This window comes from Brevibacterium otitidis (assembly GCF_042429315.1).
Taxonomy (GTDB): Bacteria; Actinomycetota; Actinomycetes; order Actinomycetales; family Brevibacteriaceae; genus Brevibacterium; species Brevibacterium otitidis.
Window position 1 is genome coordinate 13694 of record NZ_JBHMAU010000014.1, and the last position, 17002, is coordinate 30695.

Consider the following 17002-nt stretch of genomic DNA (forward strand, 5'->3'; position numbering starts at 1 on the left):
TCTTGTCGGCACTACGGGCGCCGTTTCCTCACCCGACGTCCACCGCAAAATCGGCGGGCATTCTGGTCGCAGCGCTCGAATCCGGCGCGATCTCGGGTGCGCTGCTGGGCGGGCAGCTCGTCGATACGCTGCCCTTGTGGATCGTGCTTCTTGTGCCCGCCCTCTTCGTCGCCGCCTGCTGGTTCGTTGTGCAGTTCGGCATTGACGAATCAGCGCTGCAGGCAGGTGGCAAGCTCGATCCTGTCGGTCTCACGCTCGTCTCCATCGCACTCATCGCCTTCACCGGCGGGCTGAGCCTCATGCGCCTGGGCGGCCCTGCTGATCCGCTCGCGTGGGGCGTCACGATCCTCGGTGTGCTGCTGCTCGTGCCGTTCGCGCTTGTCGAGCTGAAGCACCCGGACCCGCTCATCGACGTGCGCATGTTCCGCTCACCCGCACTCGCCCCCGTGTTCCTCACCGCGGGACTGTTCGGTGTGAGCGTGCTCGGTGCGCAGGCTCCGCTGTCGACGTTCGCCAGGACCGACCCGGAGGTGTACGGCTACGGCCTCGGCACAACCGGTTTCGCGACCTCGCTCCTCATCGGCCTGTACCTCATCGGCATGATCACCGGCGCGCTGCTGTTCCCGAAGATCGCGCAGCTCACCACCCCGCGACTCACACTCATCGGCGCCGCCTGCCTCGTCGGCGTCGGCTACCTGCTGTTCCTGCCATTCCACGACGCCTACGGCCAGGTGATCGCAAACATCATGATCGCCGGGGTCGGGTCTGGTGCGCTCGTTGCGGCACTCCCTGCGGCAGCCGCTTCGGCAGCCCCTGCTACACAGACCGGGGTTGCGACGGGGCTGACGAACTCGGTGAAGACCGTCGGCGGAGCGATCGCCTCAGCAGTGTTCGGCCTCGCCCTCATGCACGGCCTCGCTGAAGTCACCGGCACGGTTGAGGCAGGCGTACCCGAGACAGGCACCGCTGGCTCGCTGACCGGGTACTTCACGGTGTGGAGCATCTGCGGCGTGACCGCACTCATCGCAGCGCTGCTGCTGTGCTTTGTTCCCCGCAACGCTTTCCAGGACCGCGAGTACCGGGGCCGCAGTGTGAGCTCGGCACCAAGGGGCGCTGCTGCGGCAGCGCCTTCTGAGCATTTACCCACCCCGGATTCCTGCCGCCCAGCCCCGGGTGCACGACGAAGGCCCCTGAACTGTTTACCCAGGTCAGGGGCCTTGCCGAACGCGGAGGATAGGGGATTTGAACCCCTGAGGGCGTTAACCCAACACGCGTTCCAGGCGTGCGCCATAGGCCGCTAGGCGAATCCTCCGCAGAGAATCTTACCGGAAGCCGAACGCTAAGCGAAATCGAGGCTCCCGCCGCCAGGCAGATACCTGCACCGCAGCATCGGCCCACCACCGCACGAGCACACCGCTGGGAAACAACTCGATTCGGCAACGACTCCTGCCCAACCGTGTCGTCGATGAAGACATCTGCGCCTGAGCATGTCATAGTGGCACACGGTGAGTTCTGCGCAGCCAGCGTCGGCCATCACCGAAATGCCTGTCTTCCCCTTCCCTGAAAGGCATATATGCGCTATATCGTCTCTGCGGCTGCGACTGCGGTCGCCGCCAGCATGCTGACCAGCCTCGGGCTCGCCCCGTCCATCGCCGCATCCAGCAAGCACCCGGCGCCTGAGATGAATGAGATCGTCTTCGCCGACATCAGCGAAGACGGCCTCGGGCTCCCTGGTGCCCGTGGCCGCTCGGCTGCTGCAGCCTCCTCGGCGCAGCAGAACGCGACCGGCATGTCCTTCCTGCCCTCGCTGCTGCGCGCACCGGCCCCGGGCTCCAGCGGCACGGCCGCGGCACAGCCCCTGGCCTACCCTGCCACGCCGGCCGGCACCTCGGCAGCGGGAGCAGCGTCCCCGGCTGCCGAGCCGGCAGGCGATGCGATCCACGGCTCTGCCTCCGACATCACCGAGGACGGCCGCACGATCGCCGCCCTGTCCGGTGTCGTCGAGCCCGCTGACGACGCGCCGGGGATCATCGGCGTGGTGTGGGGCGGCGCGGACGACGCCGAGGTCGAGATCCGCACCCGCACCGGCGGCGAGTGGAGTGCGTGGTCGGGTCTCGACACCGACAACGACCCCGCCCAGGGCGGCGAGTCCGGCACCGAACCGTTCTCGATGGCCGGGATGGACGCCGCGCAGGTGCGCATCCTCGGCGATGCCGTGCCGCAGCATGCGCGGATCCTCAGCATCGATCCCAAGCGCTGGGCCGGTGACGCCGCTGCCGTGGAGTCGAACATCTCGGTGACCGAGGACGAGCAGCCCGCTCCCGAGGCGCCGGAGATCACCGAGGTGCCCGGCACCGGCCAGGCGGGCGCCTCGGCGAGGACCGCCTCGGGCGCGGCGACGATGGCCTACGCACCTGGTGAGGCCGCGACGCAGACCGTCGGCAAGGACGAGAAGAAGGACGTCAAGAAGCCGGAGATCCGCACCCGCAAGGACTGGGGTGCGGCCAAGCCGGCGGAGAAGCCTGACGAGACGAAGAAGGTGCAGGCCGCCGTCGTCCATCACACCAGCGGATCGAATGACTATTCGGCTGAGGACGTGCCGGCGATCCTGCGCGGCATCCAGCACTACCACCAGCAGGGCCGCGGCTGGGATGACATCGGCTACAACATGCTCGCCGACAAGTACGGACGGCTCTGGGAGGGCCGCGGCGGCGGGCTGGAGAAGAACACCGTGGGCGCCCATGTCATGGGCTACAACGAGGGCACCTTCGGCATCTCCGTCATGGGCACCTACAACAAGGAGGCCCCGCCGCAGAAGACGATCGACGCCGTCAATCATGCGATCGCCTGGAAGCTGTCGCTGTCCGGTGTCGGCGGTGATGCAAAGACGAAGCTGAAGGACCGCGAGATCAGCACGGTCTCCGGCCACCGCGACCTCGGCTCCACCGACTGCCCTGGAGATGCGTTCTACGCGAAGCTGCCGCAGATGCGCAAGGACATCGCCGAGATCCAGAAGAACGGCGGTCCGGTCGCGAAGGACGAGGAGAAGAAGGACAAGAAGTCGGACGACAAGCCCAAGGGCGAGTCGAAGGACGGCACGTCCGAGGACGGCAAGAAGGAGGAGGCGGACAGCGGTCTGCAGCCTGGAGCCGCCGACCGCAGCGCCTGAGCGGCGCACAGGTTCGGAGGAGCCGGCCGCGGTCACACGGCTCGTCAGTCCGCGTGGCCTTCGTAGGTGACGTCGAAGAAGTCGAGCTCCAGCGCTACGGCACGCTCCCAGCGGGCGGTGAGCTCCGCGGCTCGCCCGGCGGCCTCGGCGGCCGGCCACACGCGGTTGAGCTCATCGACGAGGAACTGGCACCACGAGGCGAAGGCCTCACCGCGGTGCAGCTCGATCCACTCGGAGTGCACATAGCGCTCTGGCAGCTCGGCATCGCGCTCACCCCAGTCGAGGTAGAGCCACTCGGCGATGACAAGCATCACGAGCAGATCGGCATACTCAGCCTGCGCGACCGCGTCGTACATCTCGGACTGGAAGCCGGCAGCCGCGCGCGAGAGCTCCGGGTCCCGCCACTGCTCCTCAGGCACGCCCAGCTGCGTGAAGGCCTGCTGGAAGTAGCCGTCCTCATCGGCGGCGAGCATGCCCAGCTGGGCGGCGAAGCGCAGCTTGGACTCCAGCCGGTCGGCATGGGCCACGCAGCCGCCGAGCATCGAGAGGAAGGCGTCGAAGAACTGGTAGTCCTGCACGAGGTAGCCAGCCAGCACGCCGTCGTCGATGCTGCCGGCGAACAGTTCGTCCACGAAGCGGTGACCGACCGCAGCATCCCACTGCGCGGCAGAGCGTCCGAGCCGCAGCCGGCCGACTGGTGAGTCGGGGGCGACGGTGAGCGTCGTCTGAATAGGATTCGTCGATGTCATGTGATCTCCCTCCGCCGGTATCACCCGGATCAGGTTCGTAGGGTCTGCATCTGCACTCTCAGCGCCCACCTCGGGCGCTCCCCTGTCAACACCCTCACTGTAGCCCATCTCCCGCGCCCGAGGCGGTGGCCGGCTCCGGCGTTTTTGGTTCGGTTCGCCGCCTGGACTAGACTGTTATGCGGCTCCCCGTGCGGCGTCATCTTGTGAACTCCCCCAGGGCCGGAAGGCAGCAAGGGTAAGCGAGCTCTGGCGGGTGCGCGGGGAGTCCTTCTTTCCCCTCTGTCTTTCCCCCATGCGGGGGCTCAACCGCTGCCTCGGCAGGGGCTCGGTGACAGCTCTCCGAACCCGCGATTTCGGCTTGTGCGCGCCGATCCGCGCGCCGCGCGGCCGCCTGCCGAAGAACCGCTATCACAATTGCGCAACATCGCTAACAGTTGTTAGCGCTGGTCACCGCCTACATTCCCCGAGATGACGCGGATCGGCTGGCCCGTTTGTGCTCTAGCTGTTATATCGTGCGCCCTATATTTGAGCTGTCCTTCTGATTCGTGTCCGCGCTCGCAGGTCCGCAGATCACGATCACCTGCCGCCGATGGAGGCCGCAGGCAGCTGGAATGAGAAAGGTTCAACCGTGCTTCGTCGTCATCCCCTCGCCGTCGGCTTCGCCATTGCGCTGTCAGCCACTCTCGCTGCCTGCAGCTCCCCCACCGAGACGGAGCGCGGGTCCGCGGAGACGCCCAGCCAGGCCCCGGATCCCGCTCCCGAGGTGTCAGTCTCGGCTGTCGAGGATCCCGACGCTGACGACGCGGCCGCCGACGAGGGCTCCGATGACGCGACCGATGCCGCTGCCGGCGGGGATGCCGCCAGCGCCTCGGGCACCGATCTTGAGATCTCGCCGACGGGTCATTTCGCCCTCACCGTCACCGGTGGCGAGTTCGCCGAGGTGACCGTCACCGATGCCGATCACCCCGAGGTCACCGTCGCCGGCACCTTCGATGACGGTTCCGATGCCGACAGCGGCGACGACAATGGTGACGGCACCGATGGCGACTCTGATGCCGGGGACGCAGAGACAGGCGACCCCGATGCCGAGGAAACGGAATCCGACGAGGCGCCGGCCACCTCGGGCGCGGACGCCGAAGCACAGGCCGGCGGCAGCACCGCCGACAGCACCGAAGACGCCGGCGACGCGGCAGAAGGCGACGCGACTGACGGCGACGCGACTGACGGCGACGCGACTGACGGCGACGCGGCTGAAGGCGACGCGGCTGACGACGCCACCGACGAAGCTGACGACGACGATGCCTCCGATGAGGGCGACGACTCCTCCGGATCCGCCGAGCCGCAGGGCACGCGGTGGGTCTCCGACTACGGTCTGGCGGGCAGCGCCACCTACGAGTGGACGGCGAAGACGATCGCGCCCGACGGCGGCGAGCACGAGGCCTCGGGCACCATCACGACGACCGAACCGCAGGGCCGTTCGGCGCGGGTGTTCACCGTCATCGGCGACGATCAGGAGGTCGGCGTGGCCGCCCCGATCATCGTGAACATCGGTGCCACTGTGCCGGAGTCGCACCGCGATGAGATCGAGCACCGGCTCTCCGTCGAGGTCACCGACGAGGACGGCAAGGAGATCGACGTCGAAGGCTCGTGGGGCTGGCTCTACGACACCGACGGGATCTCGCGCGTGCACTACCGGCCCAAGGAGTTCTGGCCGGAGCACTCCAAGGTCAAGGTGCAGATGGCGCTTGAGGACGTGCCGTTCTCCGACACCCGCTTCGGCGAGAAGGACGTCTCGCTGGACTTCTCGATCGGCCGCGAGCAGACGACGACCGCCGATGCCAAGACGCACCGGATGGTGGTGACCCGCGGTGACGAGACGGTCATGGACTTCCCGGCTTCGCTCGGCGCTCCGCGCTCCCCGTCGTACAACGGCACGCACATCGTCATGTCGAAGGCGGCGAACTACACGATGACCTCGGAGCGCTGGGGCTATTCGACCCCGGTGCGCTGGGCGGTGCGCATCCACAACAACGGCGAATTCATCCACGGTGCGCCGTGGTCGGCCGGCTCGCAGGGCTCGGCGAACGTCTCCCACGGCTGCATCAACCTCACGAATGAACGCGCCAAGGAGTACTACGACACCGCGATCTACGGCGACCCGGTCATCGTGCAGGGATCCTCGGTCTCGCTGTCGACGGATGCCTCCGACGTCTCCGACTGGGTCTACGACTGGGAGGACTGGAAGGAGCTCTCCGCACTCGACTGAGCGGTCTCTGCTGGATGTGGTCTTGCTAGATGTGGTCTCTGTTGGATGTGGTCTCTGCTGGATTGAGGCTCGCTGTGTGACGGCTCGTGCGGTTGCATAACATCAGGTGCGCGGCTGCGCGGATGAACAGGGCCCAGGAGGATGTCCTCCTGGGCCCTGTTGTGTGCCGGGTGCTGTGATCCGTGCCGGCGTGGGGTGCTGTTGTCCGCCGGGCGCGGCTGCTGCCCCGCCAAGTGCGGCTCAGCAGCCGCGGCTCAGCAGCCGCGGCTCGGCAGCCGCGGTTCTCAGCTCTCGTCGACGTCCATGAGGGTCGAGCGGATGAGGAACCGCTTGCCGGTCGGGGTTTCGACGCTGAAGCCGGCGCCCCGGCCCGGCACCACATCCACGGTCAGGTGGGTGTGCTTCCAGTAGTTGAACTGCTCGGCCGACATCCAGAACTCCAGCTCCGAGGTGGTGCCGCCCGGTCGTGGAATCTCGAACCGACCCAGCAGCACATCGGCGTCGGATGTGAGGAACTCCCCGACCGGGAAGCACATCGGCGTCGAACCGTCGCAGCAGCCGCCGGACTGATGGAACATCAGGTCGCCGTGCTGGTCGATGAGCTGCTGGAGCAGCTCGACGGCCGCCTCGGTCAGGGCGACCCGCGAGCGGGTCTCCCCTTCCAGCGTCGGCGCGGAGTCGAGAACCGCCGGGTCGGCTGCCGCGGCGGCTGCTCCTTCGGCGAGCGCGGTGTCCTCAGACATCATTCCTCTTCTCCGTGCGCTCGTGCGCACTGCATCTGGTGGTGTGGGTGGTTCCGGCTGCCGATCACAGCCGATCAGAAGAAGCCCAGTGCGTCAGGCGAGTAGCTGACGAGCATGTTCTTCGTCTGCTGGTAGTGGTCGAGCATCATGAGGTGGTTCTCACGGCCGATGCCCGAGGACTTGTAGCCGCCGAACGCCGCATGCGCCGGGTAGTTGTGGTAGTTGTTCACCCACACGCGACCGGCCTGGATCGCACGGCCTGCCCGGTAGGCGGTGTTACCGTTGCGGCTCCACACGCCGGCGCCGAGGCCGTAGAGGGTGTCATTGGCGATCGACATCGCATCGTCGTAGTCGGTGAAGGAGGTCAGCGCGACGACGGGCCCGAAGATCTCCTCCTGGAAGATGCGCATCGAGTTCTTGCCCTTGAACACGGTCGGCTGGATGTAGAAGCCGCCGGCCAGATCGCCGTCGAGTTCGAGCGGTTCGCCGCCGATGAGCACCTCGGCGCCTTCCTGCCGGCCGATGTCGAGATAGGACTTGATCTTCTCGTACTGGTCATTCGAGGCCTGCGCGCCGACCTGCGTGTTGACGTCGAGCGGATTGCCCTGCTTGATCGCACGCACGCGCTCCAGCCCGGCCTCGACGAACTCATCGAAGATCGACTCCTGGACGAGGGCGCGCGACGGGCAGGTGCACACCTCGCCCTGGTTGAGGCCGAACATCGCGAAGCCCTCAAGCGCCTTGTCGTAGAAGGCATCCTTCTCGTCCATGACGTCGGCGAAGAAGATGTTCGGGCTCTTGCCGCCGAGCTCCAGAGTCACCGGGATGAGGTTCTGGGAGGCGTACTGCATGATGAGGCGGCCGGTGGTCGTCTCACCGGTGAACGCAACCTTGGCGATGCGCTTGTTGGAGGCCAGCGGCTTGCCGGTCTCCACGCCGAAGCCGTTGACGACATTGAGGACGCCGGGCGGCAGCAGATCGCCGATGAGGTTGACGAGCACCATGATCGAGGCCGGGGTCTGCTCAGCCGGCTTGAGCACGATGCAGTTGCCGGCAGCCAGCGCCGGAGCGATCTTCCACACCGCCATGAGGAGCGGGAAGTTCCACGGGATGATCTGGCCGACCACGCCGAGGGGCTCCTTGAAGTGGTAGGCGACGGTGTCGTCGTCGATCTGCGAGAGCGCACCCTCCTGCGCGCGGATGGCACCGGCGAAGTAGCGGAAGTGATCGATGGCCAGCGGCAGATCGGCGTTGAGCGGTTCGCGGATCGCCTTGCCGTTGTCCCAGGTCTCGGCAACGGCGAGCATCTCGAGGTTCTCTTCCATCCGGTCGGCGATCTTGTTGAGGATCACCGCCCGCTCCGCGACCGAGGTCTTGCCCCAGGCAGGTGCCGCCTTGTGCGCGGCGTCGAGGGCGAGCTCGACGTCTTCGGACGTCGACTGCGCCACCTCGGTGAAGACCTTGCCGGTGACCGGAGTGATGTTCTCGAAATAGTTGCCCTTGACCGGCTTGACCCAGTCTCCGCCAATGTAGTTGTCGTAACGCGACTCGAAGGCGACCTTCGCGCCGTCGGTTCCCGGCTGTGAATAGACAGTCATCGATGCTCCTCATGAGACGGTGAGCTGGCGCTTTGGCGCCGCTGCAGGATGCCGCGGCTGCGGCGTACCCTCACCCTACGAGCGAGTGATCCAGATCTCAACAGTTCGCGGCTGAGCATTCGCACACAACCCCCGCCACCGCCTCGGCGACGGCGAACAGCGACGGCAGAACTCAGCGCGTCGATGTCCAGCAGTCGAGGTTCATCAGACCGGTGTCGCCCAATGGCACCAGGCCGTCGTCGATATCTCGCATGCGCTGATAGAGCTTCCGCATGTCACTGCGATCGGGGATGTACTTCCGCCCGGCCGCGAGTTTCAGCACGGACACCGTGTCCATCAGAGTGATCCTGCCGACCGGCTTGCCCCTGTTCCGCAGGCGATCGAGCCGGGCCGCTTCGCGACTGGCCATCTGCTGACCCAGGCCGCCGTCGATGAGCACGCGGATGTCAGCGCCGGCTGAGGCTGCGACGACTGCGTGGGCGATGACCATCGTCTCGCCGAGGTCGTTGGGATGCTCAACCGCTCCGCATACGCCATGTGGGTCATGCGCTCGACTGCGGCAACCAGCCCGGTGGTGGCATCATCGGACAGGATCTCCAAAAGTCTCTCGGGCAGCTTCTTCATGACACTCGCGGCGTGAGAGAAGCGCTTGTCACGTGCCGCTTTGCCGAGGATCTCATCGCGCACTGTCTCGGGCACGCTGACAGCCCCAATGGCGTCGAACAGCGCTCGCTCCTGGTTGAGGGCGAAGAAGTTGAGGCCAGGGCCGGCGTCGATGATGGGGCGCGTCAATCTCCGTTCTCACCGGCCTCAAGATCAGCGTCGAGATCGCTGAGGTCGATTCCGGCCGGGGTCATGTCTTCTTCAGACGCCCACGGCACGTCGACCGAGGTCGGGGTGATCCCCGCAGCCGTAAGCTCATCGACGACCGCGTCAGCACTCAGCCCGCGCAGTGAGGCGATGACAGCCGGGCTGACGACCCCTGCGCCGTATCCGGCAATGGCACGCGCCAACAGCCGCTGCGGGGCCCGAACACGATCGGACGCATCGGACAGCGCCCGATACTGCTCTCGCCAGCCGAAGCGCGTTGCAAGGGCCGGTGTGCTCAGCGACTTCCAGCCATCTTTGGTGGTCTCATCGATGAACCCGCAGTTGGACAAGGCGATGGCAGCCATCGCCGGTGAGACCTGGAAGTGCTGGACAACTGCAGACAGATCGGCTTCCGTCAGGGGTTCGGAGGCGGTGAAGAAGTCCCGCACCCCGGCTTCTGGAATGAGCAGGTGCCGGGCGAAGGCGTCCGCTCTCCGCTCTGCTGGCGAGCGCTCTGCGAGATCCCCGTCATGCCAGTCTTCGAAGACGACGTGTGCGAGCTCGTGGGCAAGGCTGCTGCGCTGCCGCATCGGGTGCGGCGTGCGGGCGACGGCGATGTAGACCCGTTCGGTGACAGGATCGCGCATCACCATTCCGTGTTCGTCCGGATCACCCTCGACGATCGCGACGTCGCATCCGGTGGCCTGCTCGATGAGAGTGAGCAGATCGCCCAGCGACTGGCGGCCGAGCTGGTGGTCGCGGCGGAACGCCTCCGCAGCTTCACGCCCCTGCTGCTCGGTCGATCCGGGCCGCTGAGCTGCCGGCTTGTCCACGCCTGGGCTCACGTCGCTCATCACCGCCGCTTCAGTCGATGACCTGGTCATCGAGGTAGGCGTCGAGTTCGATGAAGCCCAACAGGCGCTGCCGCATGGCCTCCATGCCGGCTCCATTGGTCGATCGCGCAGCACACTCCACGCGGCTGGCTGCAGCAGATCCGGTGAGCTGCCCGATAGAGAAGCCCGTCGCCTCAGCGAGCAGGATGAGCTCACTCATTTTCGGGACTCGGTCCCCGGCGATGATCCGGCTGAGTGTCGATTGTGAGATGCCGGTCTGCGCAGCCAGTTGCCGCTGCGACTTTCCTGCCGCCTGCAGAGCCTCGGCAATCGCCGGTCCGGCACTGATCGTCGTCATCCCGATCCACCCCCTGAATCACTCACTATCGAGTGATTCAATCATAGTCACCGTGGGCCATCTCGTCCATTCATGGGTGTGGATGCCGGGCACACAACCCGGCCACCGCCTCGGCGACGGCGAACCAGCCGCCGCTCAGGTGACGACCGGCCGGGAGCGGCCGAGCAGCACGGCGATGACGAAGGCGGCGATCATCATCGTGCCGATGAGCAGCGTCACCCCAGTCCAGCCGCCCAGCTCCCAGGCGGCCGGAGCGAGGTTGCCGTTGATCGAGGAGCCGCCGTAGTAGAAGAGCATGTAGATCGACGCCGCCTGTGCCGGCACCCCCACGGAGGCCTTTGCGCGCACGGCCACCCAGGACGAGGCCAGCGAGTGCATGATGAAGAAGCCCGTCGCCAGCACCGCCATCCCGGCGATGATGACGATGAGCGGGCGGGCGATGAGCAGGCCGATGCCGATGAGCGCGACGAGCGAGCCGAAGGGCATGATGGCGCGCAGCGAATAACGGTCGGCGGCGCGGCCGGCGAGCGCGCCGACCGAACCGGCGACCGGGTAGATGAGGTAGAGCAGGCCGACCGCGCCGATCGAGAGCAGATAGGGTTCGGCCTCCAGCCGGAAGCCGAGGACATTCCACGCGCCGACGAACACGCCCATGCCCAGCCCGCCGGTCAGGTAAAGGCCGAGCAGCACGGGATCGCGGAAGGCGCGGGCGAAGCTGCCGATGAGTTCGCGCGCGGACTGCCGACGGGGGTGGAATCCGCGCGATTCCGGCAGCAGCACCCAGCAGGCGATCGCGCAGATGATGGAGACGACGGCGGTGGCGGCCAGGCCCATCTGCGCTGGGCTCAGCGGCATCGCCTCGGCCAGCCCGAAGCGGTAGAGCAGGTCAATGGTGCCGGTGGTGACGAGCCGGGCGGACAGCCCGCCGACGGTGGTGCCGAAGATGTAGAGTCCCGTCGCCGAGGTGGCATAGGACGGGTGGATCTCCTCGCGCAGGTAGACGGCGGCGGTGGCCGGCAGCCCGGCGAGCACGACGCCCATGGCGAAGCGGGCGGCGAGGAACAGCGCCCAGTCATCGACGAGGGCCACACCCACGCTCAGCAGCGCGGCCAGCAGCAGCGACCAGCGGATCACCCGCACCCGCCCGATCCGCTCGCTGACCGGGGCGGCGACGATGAGGCCGAGCGCCAGCCCGGCGGTGGCGGCCGAGACTGAGAGCGCCGCATTCGTCGGTGAGATGCTGTAGTCGCGGACGAAATACGGCAGAATGGCCTGAGTGTTGTACAGCAGAGTGAAGGTCGCCAGACCGGCCATGAGCAGGCCGATCTCGATCCTGCGCGTCATCGGCTCGCCGCGCCGATAGCCGGTGAACCCCCGTCCGTCCTCACTCATCCATCCCAGGATACGCGCGCGGTGTGCGCGCAGAAGAAGGAGTCCCAGTGCATTCCGACGGCCAGCCCGTTCCGTCTCAGTCGATGTCGTCCGCGCCGTCTCAGCCGATGTCGTCCTCATCCACCCCGAGCGGAGGGGCCGCGCTGCCGACGACGCCGGTGATGGGGCCGGGCGGGAATCCGGTGCTCGCCTACATCCACGGGCCAGTCGGGCTGCGCCTGCCGGATGTCGCCGCGACCGCCCCGGAGCACTTCACTGCCGCCGCCGAGGCGGTCGTCGCCGACCAGCAGGAGGCGGTCGCCGCGATCGTCGCGCAGGCTGAGGAGCCGTCGCTGACGAACACGACGATCCGCATCGATCAGGCTAAGGAGCCGGCGTTTCGGCTGCAGGCGCTCATGCGGCTGTTCGAGTCGAATCTGCAGACCGGCGATTTCGGCACTGCGCTGGCGGCGGCGTCCCAGCTGCTCGTGCGCTCTCGGCTCACGATGCTGCTCGACGGGCAGCTCTTCGCCCGACTCGAGGCGGTGCCCACGAGCGAGCTCAACCCGGAGGACAAGCGCCACCACGAGCTCATGGTCCAGGACTTCGTGCGCGCCGGCGTGCGCCTGAGCGATGCAGAGCAGGCCCGGGTGGCGGAGCTGACCGCCGACCTCGACCGACTGGAGAAGGCGTTCTCCCGGCACCTGGCCGCTGACACCTCGGCGCTGGCGGTGCGCTTCGACGACGCCGAGGAGCTCGCCGGGCTGCCGGAATCGGCCATCGCCGCCGCTGCCGAGCGCGCCGGGCAGGGCGGCGCCGGGCAGGGCGGGTACGTGCTGCCGCTGCTCAACTTCACCCAGCAGCCGCAGCTGGCGCAGCTGCACTCCTCGGCTTCGCGGCAGCGGGTCTTCGAGCACTCCATCAGCCGCGGCTGCCGCGGCGGGGATCACGACACCCAGCAGATCGTCTCCGAGATCACCGCCCTGCGTGCCGAACTCGCCCAGCTGCTGGGCTTCCGCAGCTTCGCCGCCTTCACCATCGACGATGAGACCGCCGACAGCGCCGATGCCGTCGGCGACCTGCTCGCCGACGTCCTGACTCCGGCCCGCGAGGCCCTCGAAGCGGAGCTCGCCGCCGTGTACGAGCAGTACGAGCCCGAGCAGATCGCCGCCCACGATGTCTCCTACTGGCTGCAGCGCCTGCAGAACGAGCAGTACGGCCTCGACCCGCAGCAGGTGGCCGCCTACTTCGAACTCGGCCGCGTGCTCACCGACGGCGTCTTCTACGCTGCCGGGCAGCTCTACGGCGTCGAGTTCCGCCCGGCCGTCGATGCCTCCGGCACACCTGTGCGCGGCTGGCACCCCGACGTCACCGTCTACGAGGCGCGCGAGAACGACCGCGTCATCGGGCTCGTGTGCGTCGACCCCTTCGCCCGCGAAGGCAAGCGCGGCGGAGCCTGGATGGACCAGCTCGTCTCCCCGGGCCGACTCAACGGCGAACGGCCGATCATCTCGATGACGATGAACATCGCCAAACCGGCCGCCGGACAGCCGTGCCTGCTGAGCATGGACGAGGTGCGCACCCTGTTCCACGAGTTCGGCCACGTCTTCCACGGCCTGTTCGCCGACAGCACCTACCCCGACCGCGCCGGCACCGCCGTGCCGCGGGACTATGTCGAGTTCCCCTCCCAGCTCAACGAGATGTGGGCGCTGCACCCGCAGGTGCTGCCGCACTACGCCCGCCACGTGGAGACCGGCGACCCCATTCCCGAGGCGCTGGTCGCCCGGATCCGGGAAGCCGACGACTTCGGCACCGGCTTCGACACGATCGAGTACCTCGCCGCTGCGTTGCTCGACCAGAGCTGGCACCTCTTGGAGTCCGGCGAGCGCGTCGACGATGTGCTCACCTTCGAGACCGCGGTACTGGAGGCGGCCGGATTCTCCCCGCTCGTCCCGCCTCGGTACCGGTCGACGTACTTCGCCCACGTCTTCGGCGGCGGGTACGCTGCCGGCTACTACGCCTATCTGCAGGCCGAGATGCTCGCCGCCTTCGCCACCGAATGGTTCGACGAGCAGGGCGGCCTCAACCCCGAGGCCGGCGACGCCTTCCGCCGGGCGGTGCTCGCCCCGGGCTACTCGACCGATCCGATGGCGACGTTCACCGACTTCTTCGGGCAGGCGCCGGATGTGGGGCCGCTGCTGCGCCGCCGCGGCTTCGCCCCGCGCCACGACTCGACCAACTGAGAAACGACGCGACGGGTTGAAGAACGCCGCGACCAACTGAGAAACGACGCGACCCGCTGAGGAGCCACCAACCATGCACGCACGCAATGCCGCTGTCGCCCGCGACCTTGAGGCCGCCGGCATCGACTCTGAGATCACCCTGCTGAGCGAGCAGACGAACACCGCCAAGGCCGCGGCCGCCTACCTCGGGATCGAGGTCGGTGCGATCGCCAACAGCCTCATCTTCGATGCCGATGGCGAGGCGGTGCTCATCATAACCTCGGGCCGGCACCGTGTCGACACAGATTATGTCGCCGGGGTCATCGGTGCGCAGAAGCTCGGCCGGGCGAGCGCGGACCTCGTGAAGGAGGCCACCGGACAGGTGATCGGCGGGGTCGCACCCTGCGGTCATCCGGCGCCGGTGCGCACGTACATCGACACTGCGCTGCGCGACTACCCTGAACTGTGGGCAGCTGCCGGCACCGCCGATTCCATGATGCCCCTCACCTACGAACAGCTCGTCACCCTGACGGGCGGACAGGAGATCTCCGTTGAACCCTGAGAACACCGACAAGCCTGCTGCATCTGGGCAGCCGGGTCCGCACAGCGAGCACCCGGCGGTAAACACCCAGTCCCCTGCACCTGCACACCCAGCCCCCACCTCGGGCGCGGCGAGCGCGGGCGTCGCAAGCGCCACCTCGGGCACGGCGAGCGCCGGCACCCGCCTGGCCGCCTTCGCCACCTCACGCGGCCGCTACTACGCCATCGTCTTGGCCGTCTTCTGCGTCGTCCTCATCGTCTCGAACATCTCGGCAACCAAGGTCATCGGCTTCGGCCCGATCGTCACCGACGGCGGCGCCTTCCTCTTCCCCATCGCCTACATCCTGGGCGACGTCATCAGCGAGGTCTACGGCTTCGCCGCAGCCCGCAAGGCCGTCATCACCGGCTTCGCCCTGCAGATCACCGCCAGCTTCGTGTTCTGGCTCGTCCTCATCTCCCCGCCAGGCCCCGGCTATGAGCACCAAGAGGCCTTCGCCGCCGTGCTCGGGTTCTATCCGCGGATCGTGCTCGCCTCACTCGTCGGCTACGTCGTCGGGCAGCTGCTCAACTCCTATGTGCTCGTGCGCGTCAAGCGGGCGATGGGCGAGAAGCGGCTGTGGGTGCGGCTGATGTTCTCCACCGGCGTGGGCGAGTTCGCCGATACGCTGCTGTTCTGCACGATCGCCTTCGCCGGCGTCATCCCCGGCAGCGACTTCATCGTCTACATCGTCGTGGGCTTCGTGTACAAGGTCGCCGTCGAGGTGCTGTGCCTGCCGGTGACGTACCAGGTCATCAAGGTGTTCAAGCGCCATGAGCCCAGTTACGGCCACGTCGACGATGCCGAGCAGATGCGCGCCAACGCCGCGAAGGTGTAGAGGCTGGCGGCTGTAGGGGTGCTGGGGCTGTAGGGCTTGGGGCTGGCGGCTTCAGCGCTGTAGGGGTGCTGCCTGGCGCGTTCAGCTGAACTGCAAAGGCGGCGGCTCGGCAACTGCGTCATGAGGGTGCGCTATCTGGCGCATATGCAGATCACCCCGAAGTGCCGCCAAAAAGAGTGTTCAAACTTCGATGGTGTTTTGGCCGATTCACCATCGAAGTTTGAACACTCTTTTTCTGAGCACCCCGATCCAGCGCTGAATTCAGACGAGAAACGGCGGTTCAGCGTGAGAACAAGAGCGGTTCAGCGTGAGAGCAAGAGCGGTTCAGCGTGAAAACCAGCGCCGCGCAGAGTGACAGCCCGGCTCCTCAAGGCTTCACAACCCCAGGCCCAGCGCCGATGAAGCCCCGCCCCACCGGCACAGCCCTTACGGCGTCGGGACGAGGCCCTGCCCGGCATGTTCGACGAGCTCGAAGCCCTCACCGGAGTACACCAGGGTCCACTCCCCGCCGAACCGCTCCTCGGCCCACTCTTCGACAGGCTTGCCGACGTCATCGGGCCGGCGCAGCACCGCCTCGGGCACGGCATCGCCGATGCTGCCGGTCCAATAGGTCTGGGTGCATGGCACGAGGTGGGCCAGCAGCCGCACATCGGCGGCGACGGAGTCGTACTTGCAGGCCTCGGCGATCACCGCATCGGCGTTGAGGTCGTAGGCCTGCGAGCGCCACAGCAGGTCGATGTGCGTCTGCGAGAGCATCGCGGCCGCCGCAACAGCAGCGACGAGCGGAGCGAAGACGGGGTGCCTTCGGGCTGCGACGTCGATGAGGCAGACCGCGGCGATCGGCATGAGCACTGCGGAGTAGTGGAAGCCGGTCTCCCAGTAGCCTTCGACGCTGCCGAGGAACCGCCAGGCCAGAGTCGGCACCATGAGCAGGATGAACGGCGAACGCACCCCGATGACGCCGGCGGCCAGCACGAGGAATCCGAGAGTGCCGAGCTTCATCGGCAGCCCGGCGGTCAGGGTCTCGGTGAGCGTCAGCTGGCTGGAGTAGTCGTAGCCGCCGGTGACGTTGAAGGCCGGGATGAAGATCGCCACGGCGATGACCGCCCAGGCCACACCCCAGGCGGCGAGGAACAGCGCGGTGCGCTTCTCGGCGCGGTCGCGCAGCATGATGACGGCGCCGAACATCGCCACCGTGATGCCGAGGTCCTCCTTGACGAAGACGAGCAGCGCGATCGCGATGAGCGCCGGCGTCCGCTGCCCGCGCATCCACCACACGAGGCCGAAGGCCAGCAGCGGCACGGCGAAGGCGATCTCGTGGAACTGCGAGATGACGGCGTTGACGAGTCCCCAGGAGAACACATATCCGGCTCTACTGACTGATCCGTGGGTGGTTGAGCGTGCCTGAGACGTGAGCACGCCGTCCTCCGCGTAGGTTTCTGAACAGTCACGAAACAGGAACCAGGGA

13 protein-coding genes, 1 tRNA gene, 1 other RNA gene, 1 pseudogene and 1 riboswitch are annotated in these 17002 nt (G+C 67.3%); of the genes and pseudogenes, 7 read left to right on the forward strand and 9 right to left on the reverse strand.

The window, feature by feature from the left end:
* Nucleotides 1-2: 2 nt before the first annotated feature.
* Nucleotides 3-1070: pseudogene (locus ACFFN1_RS01150) on the forward strand (MFS transporter); the annotation flags it as partial.
* A gap of 157 nt (nt 1071-1227) precedes the next feature.
* On the opposite strand, the gene ACFFN1_RS01155 reads toward ACFFN1_RS01150, so the two are convergent.
* Nucleotides 1228-1312 (reverse strand) — tRNA-Ser (locus ACFFN1_RS01155).
* Between the two features lie 261 nt (nt 1313-1573).
* Between ACFFN1_RS01155 and ACFFN1_RS01160 the strand changes: the two genes are divergently transcribed.
* On the forward strand, nt 1574-3169 hold the full coding sequence (locus tag ACFFN1_RS01160) for a peptidoglycan recognition protein family protein (protein ID WP_376837815.1): 1596 nt from the start codon (nt 1574-1576) through the stop codon (nt 3167-3169).
* A gap of 44 nt (nt 3170-3213) precedes the next feature.
* Here the strand turns inward: ACFFN1_RS01160 and ACFFN1_RS01165 are convergent, their stop codons facing one another.
* A complete protein-coding gene (locus ACFFN1_RS01165) occupies nt 3214-3918 on the reverse strand; it encodes a TenA family protein (protein WP_376837817.1) in 705 nt (234 codons plus the stop codon).
* Nucleotides 3907-4012: riboswitch (TPP riboswitch) on the reverse strand. Its footprint overlaps the gene before it by 12 nt.
* Nucleotides 4013-4095: 83 nt before the next feature.
* On the opposite strand from ACFFN1_RS01165, the gene ffs reads away from it, so the two are divergent.
* Both ffs and ACFFN1_RS01175 read left to right on the forward strand, forming a co-directional pair.
* An RNA gene (gene ffs / locus ACFFN1_RS01170) (signal recognition particle sRNA small type) lies at nt 4096-4191 on the forward strand.
* A 355-nt stretch (nt 4192-4546) separates the two neighbouring features.
* The gene (locus tag ACFFN1_RS01175) at nt 4547-6184 is read left to right on the forward strand and encodes a L,D-transpeptidase (protein WP_376837819.1); all 1638 of its coding nucleotides are present in this window, start codon (nt 4547-4549) and stop codon (nt 6182-6184) included.
* Between the two features lie 284 nt (nt 6185-6468).
* Here the strand turns inward: ACFFN1_RS01175 and ACFFN1_RS01180 are convergent, their stop codons facing one another.
* The 6 genes from ACFFN1_RS01180 to ACFFN1_RS01205 form a co-directional block, all read right to left on the reverse strand.
* A complete protein-coding gene (locus tag ACFFN1_RS01180) occupies nt 6469-6927 on the reverse strand; it encodes a DUF779 domain-containing protein (RefSeq protein WP_376837838.1) in 459 nt (152 codons plus the stop codon).
* A 74-nt stretch (nt 6928-7001) separates the two neighbouring features.
* Entirely contained in the window at nt 7002-8525 is a 1524-nt protein-coding gene (adh, locus tag ACFFN1_RS01185) for an aldehyde dehydrogenase (RefSeq protein WP_376837821.1), read from the reverse strand.
* A 172-nt stretch (nt 8526-8697) separates the two neighbouring features.
* Nucleotides 8698-8964: a PIN domain-containing protein gene (locus ACFFN1_RS01190; protein WP_376837823.1), complete on the reverse strand. Its 267-nt coding sequence runs from the start codon at nt 8962-8964 to the stop codon at nt 8698-8700.
* 349 nt (nt 8965-9313) lie between these two features.
* Nucleotides 9314-10180 (reverse strand): ImmA/IrrE family metallo-endopeptidase, encoded by an 867-nt coding sequence (locus ACFFN1_RS01195; RefSeq protein WP_376837824.1) that lies wholly within the window; start codon nt 10178-10180, stop codon nt 9314-9316.
* Between the two features lie 19 nt (nt 10181-10199).
* Nucleotides 10200-10526, reverse strand: coding sequence for a helix-turn-helix domain-containing protein (locus ACFFN1_RS01200; protein ID WP_376837826.1), 327 nt, complete (start codon nt 10524-10526; stop codon nt 10200-10202).
* A gap of 135 nt (nt 10527-10661) precedes the next feature.
* On the reverse strand, nt 10662-11918 hold the full coding sequence (locus ACFFN1_RS01205) for an MFS transporter (RefSeq protein WP_376837827.1): 1257 nt from the start codon (nt 11916-11918) through the stop codon (nt 10662-10664).
* A gap of 107 nt (nt 11919-12025) precedes the next feature.
* Here ACFFN1_RS01205 and ACFFN1_RS01210 point away from each other — a divergent pair, with 107 nt between their 5' ends.
* From ACFFN1_RS01210 to ACFFN1_RS01220, 3 genes are all read left to right on the forward strand, one after another.
* A complete protein-coding gene (locus tag ACFFN1_RS01210) occupies nt 12026-14140 on the forward strand; it encodes a M3 family metallopeptidase (protein ID WP_376837830.1) in 2115 nt (704 codons plus the stop codon).
* Nucleotides 14141-14213: 73 nt separating this feature from the next.
* Nucleotides 14214-14681 (forward strand): YbaK/EbsC family protein, encoded by a 468-nt coding sequence (locus ACFFN1_RS01215; protein ID WP_376837832.1) that lies wholly within the window; start codon nt 14214-14216, stop codon nt 14679-14681.
* Nucleotides 14671-15534 carry a queuosine precursor transporter gene (locus ACFFN1_RS01220; RefSeq protein ID WP_376837834.1) on the forward strand — a complete coding sequence of 288 codons (864 nt, stop codon included), beginning with the start codon at nt 14671-14673 and terminating at the stop codon, nt 15532-15534. Before ACFFN1_RS01215 ends, ACFFN1_RS01220 begins: the two co-directional genes overlap by 11 nt.
* 426 nt (nt 15535-15960) lie before the next feature.
* Here the strand turns inward: ACFFN1_RS01220 and ACFFN1_RS01225 are convergent, their stop codons facing one another.
* A complete protein-coding gene (locus ACFFN1_RS01225; protein ID WP_376837836.1) occupies nt 15961-16896 on the reverse strand; it encodes a DUF2079 domain-containing protein in 936 nt (311 codons plus the stop codon).
* Between the last annotated feature and the right edge of the window lie 106 nt (nt 16897-17002).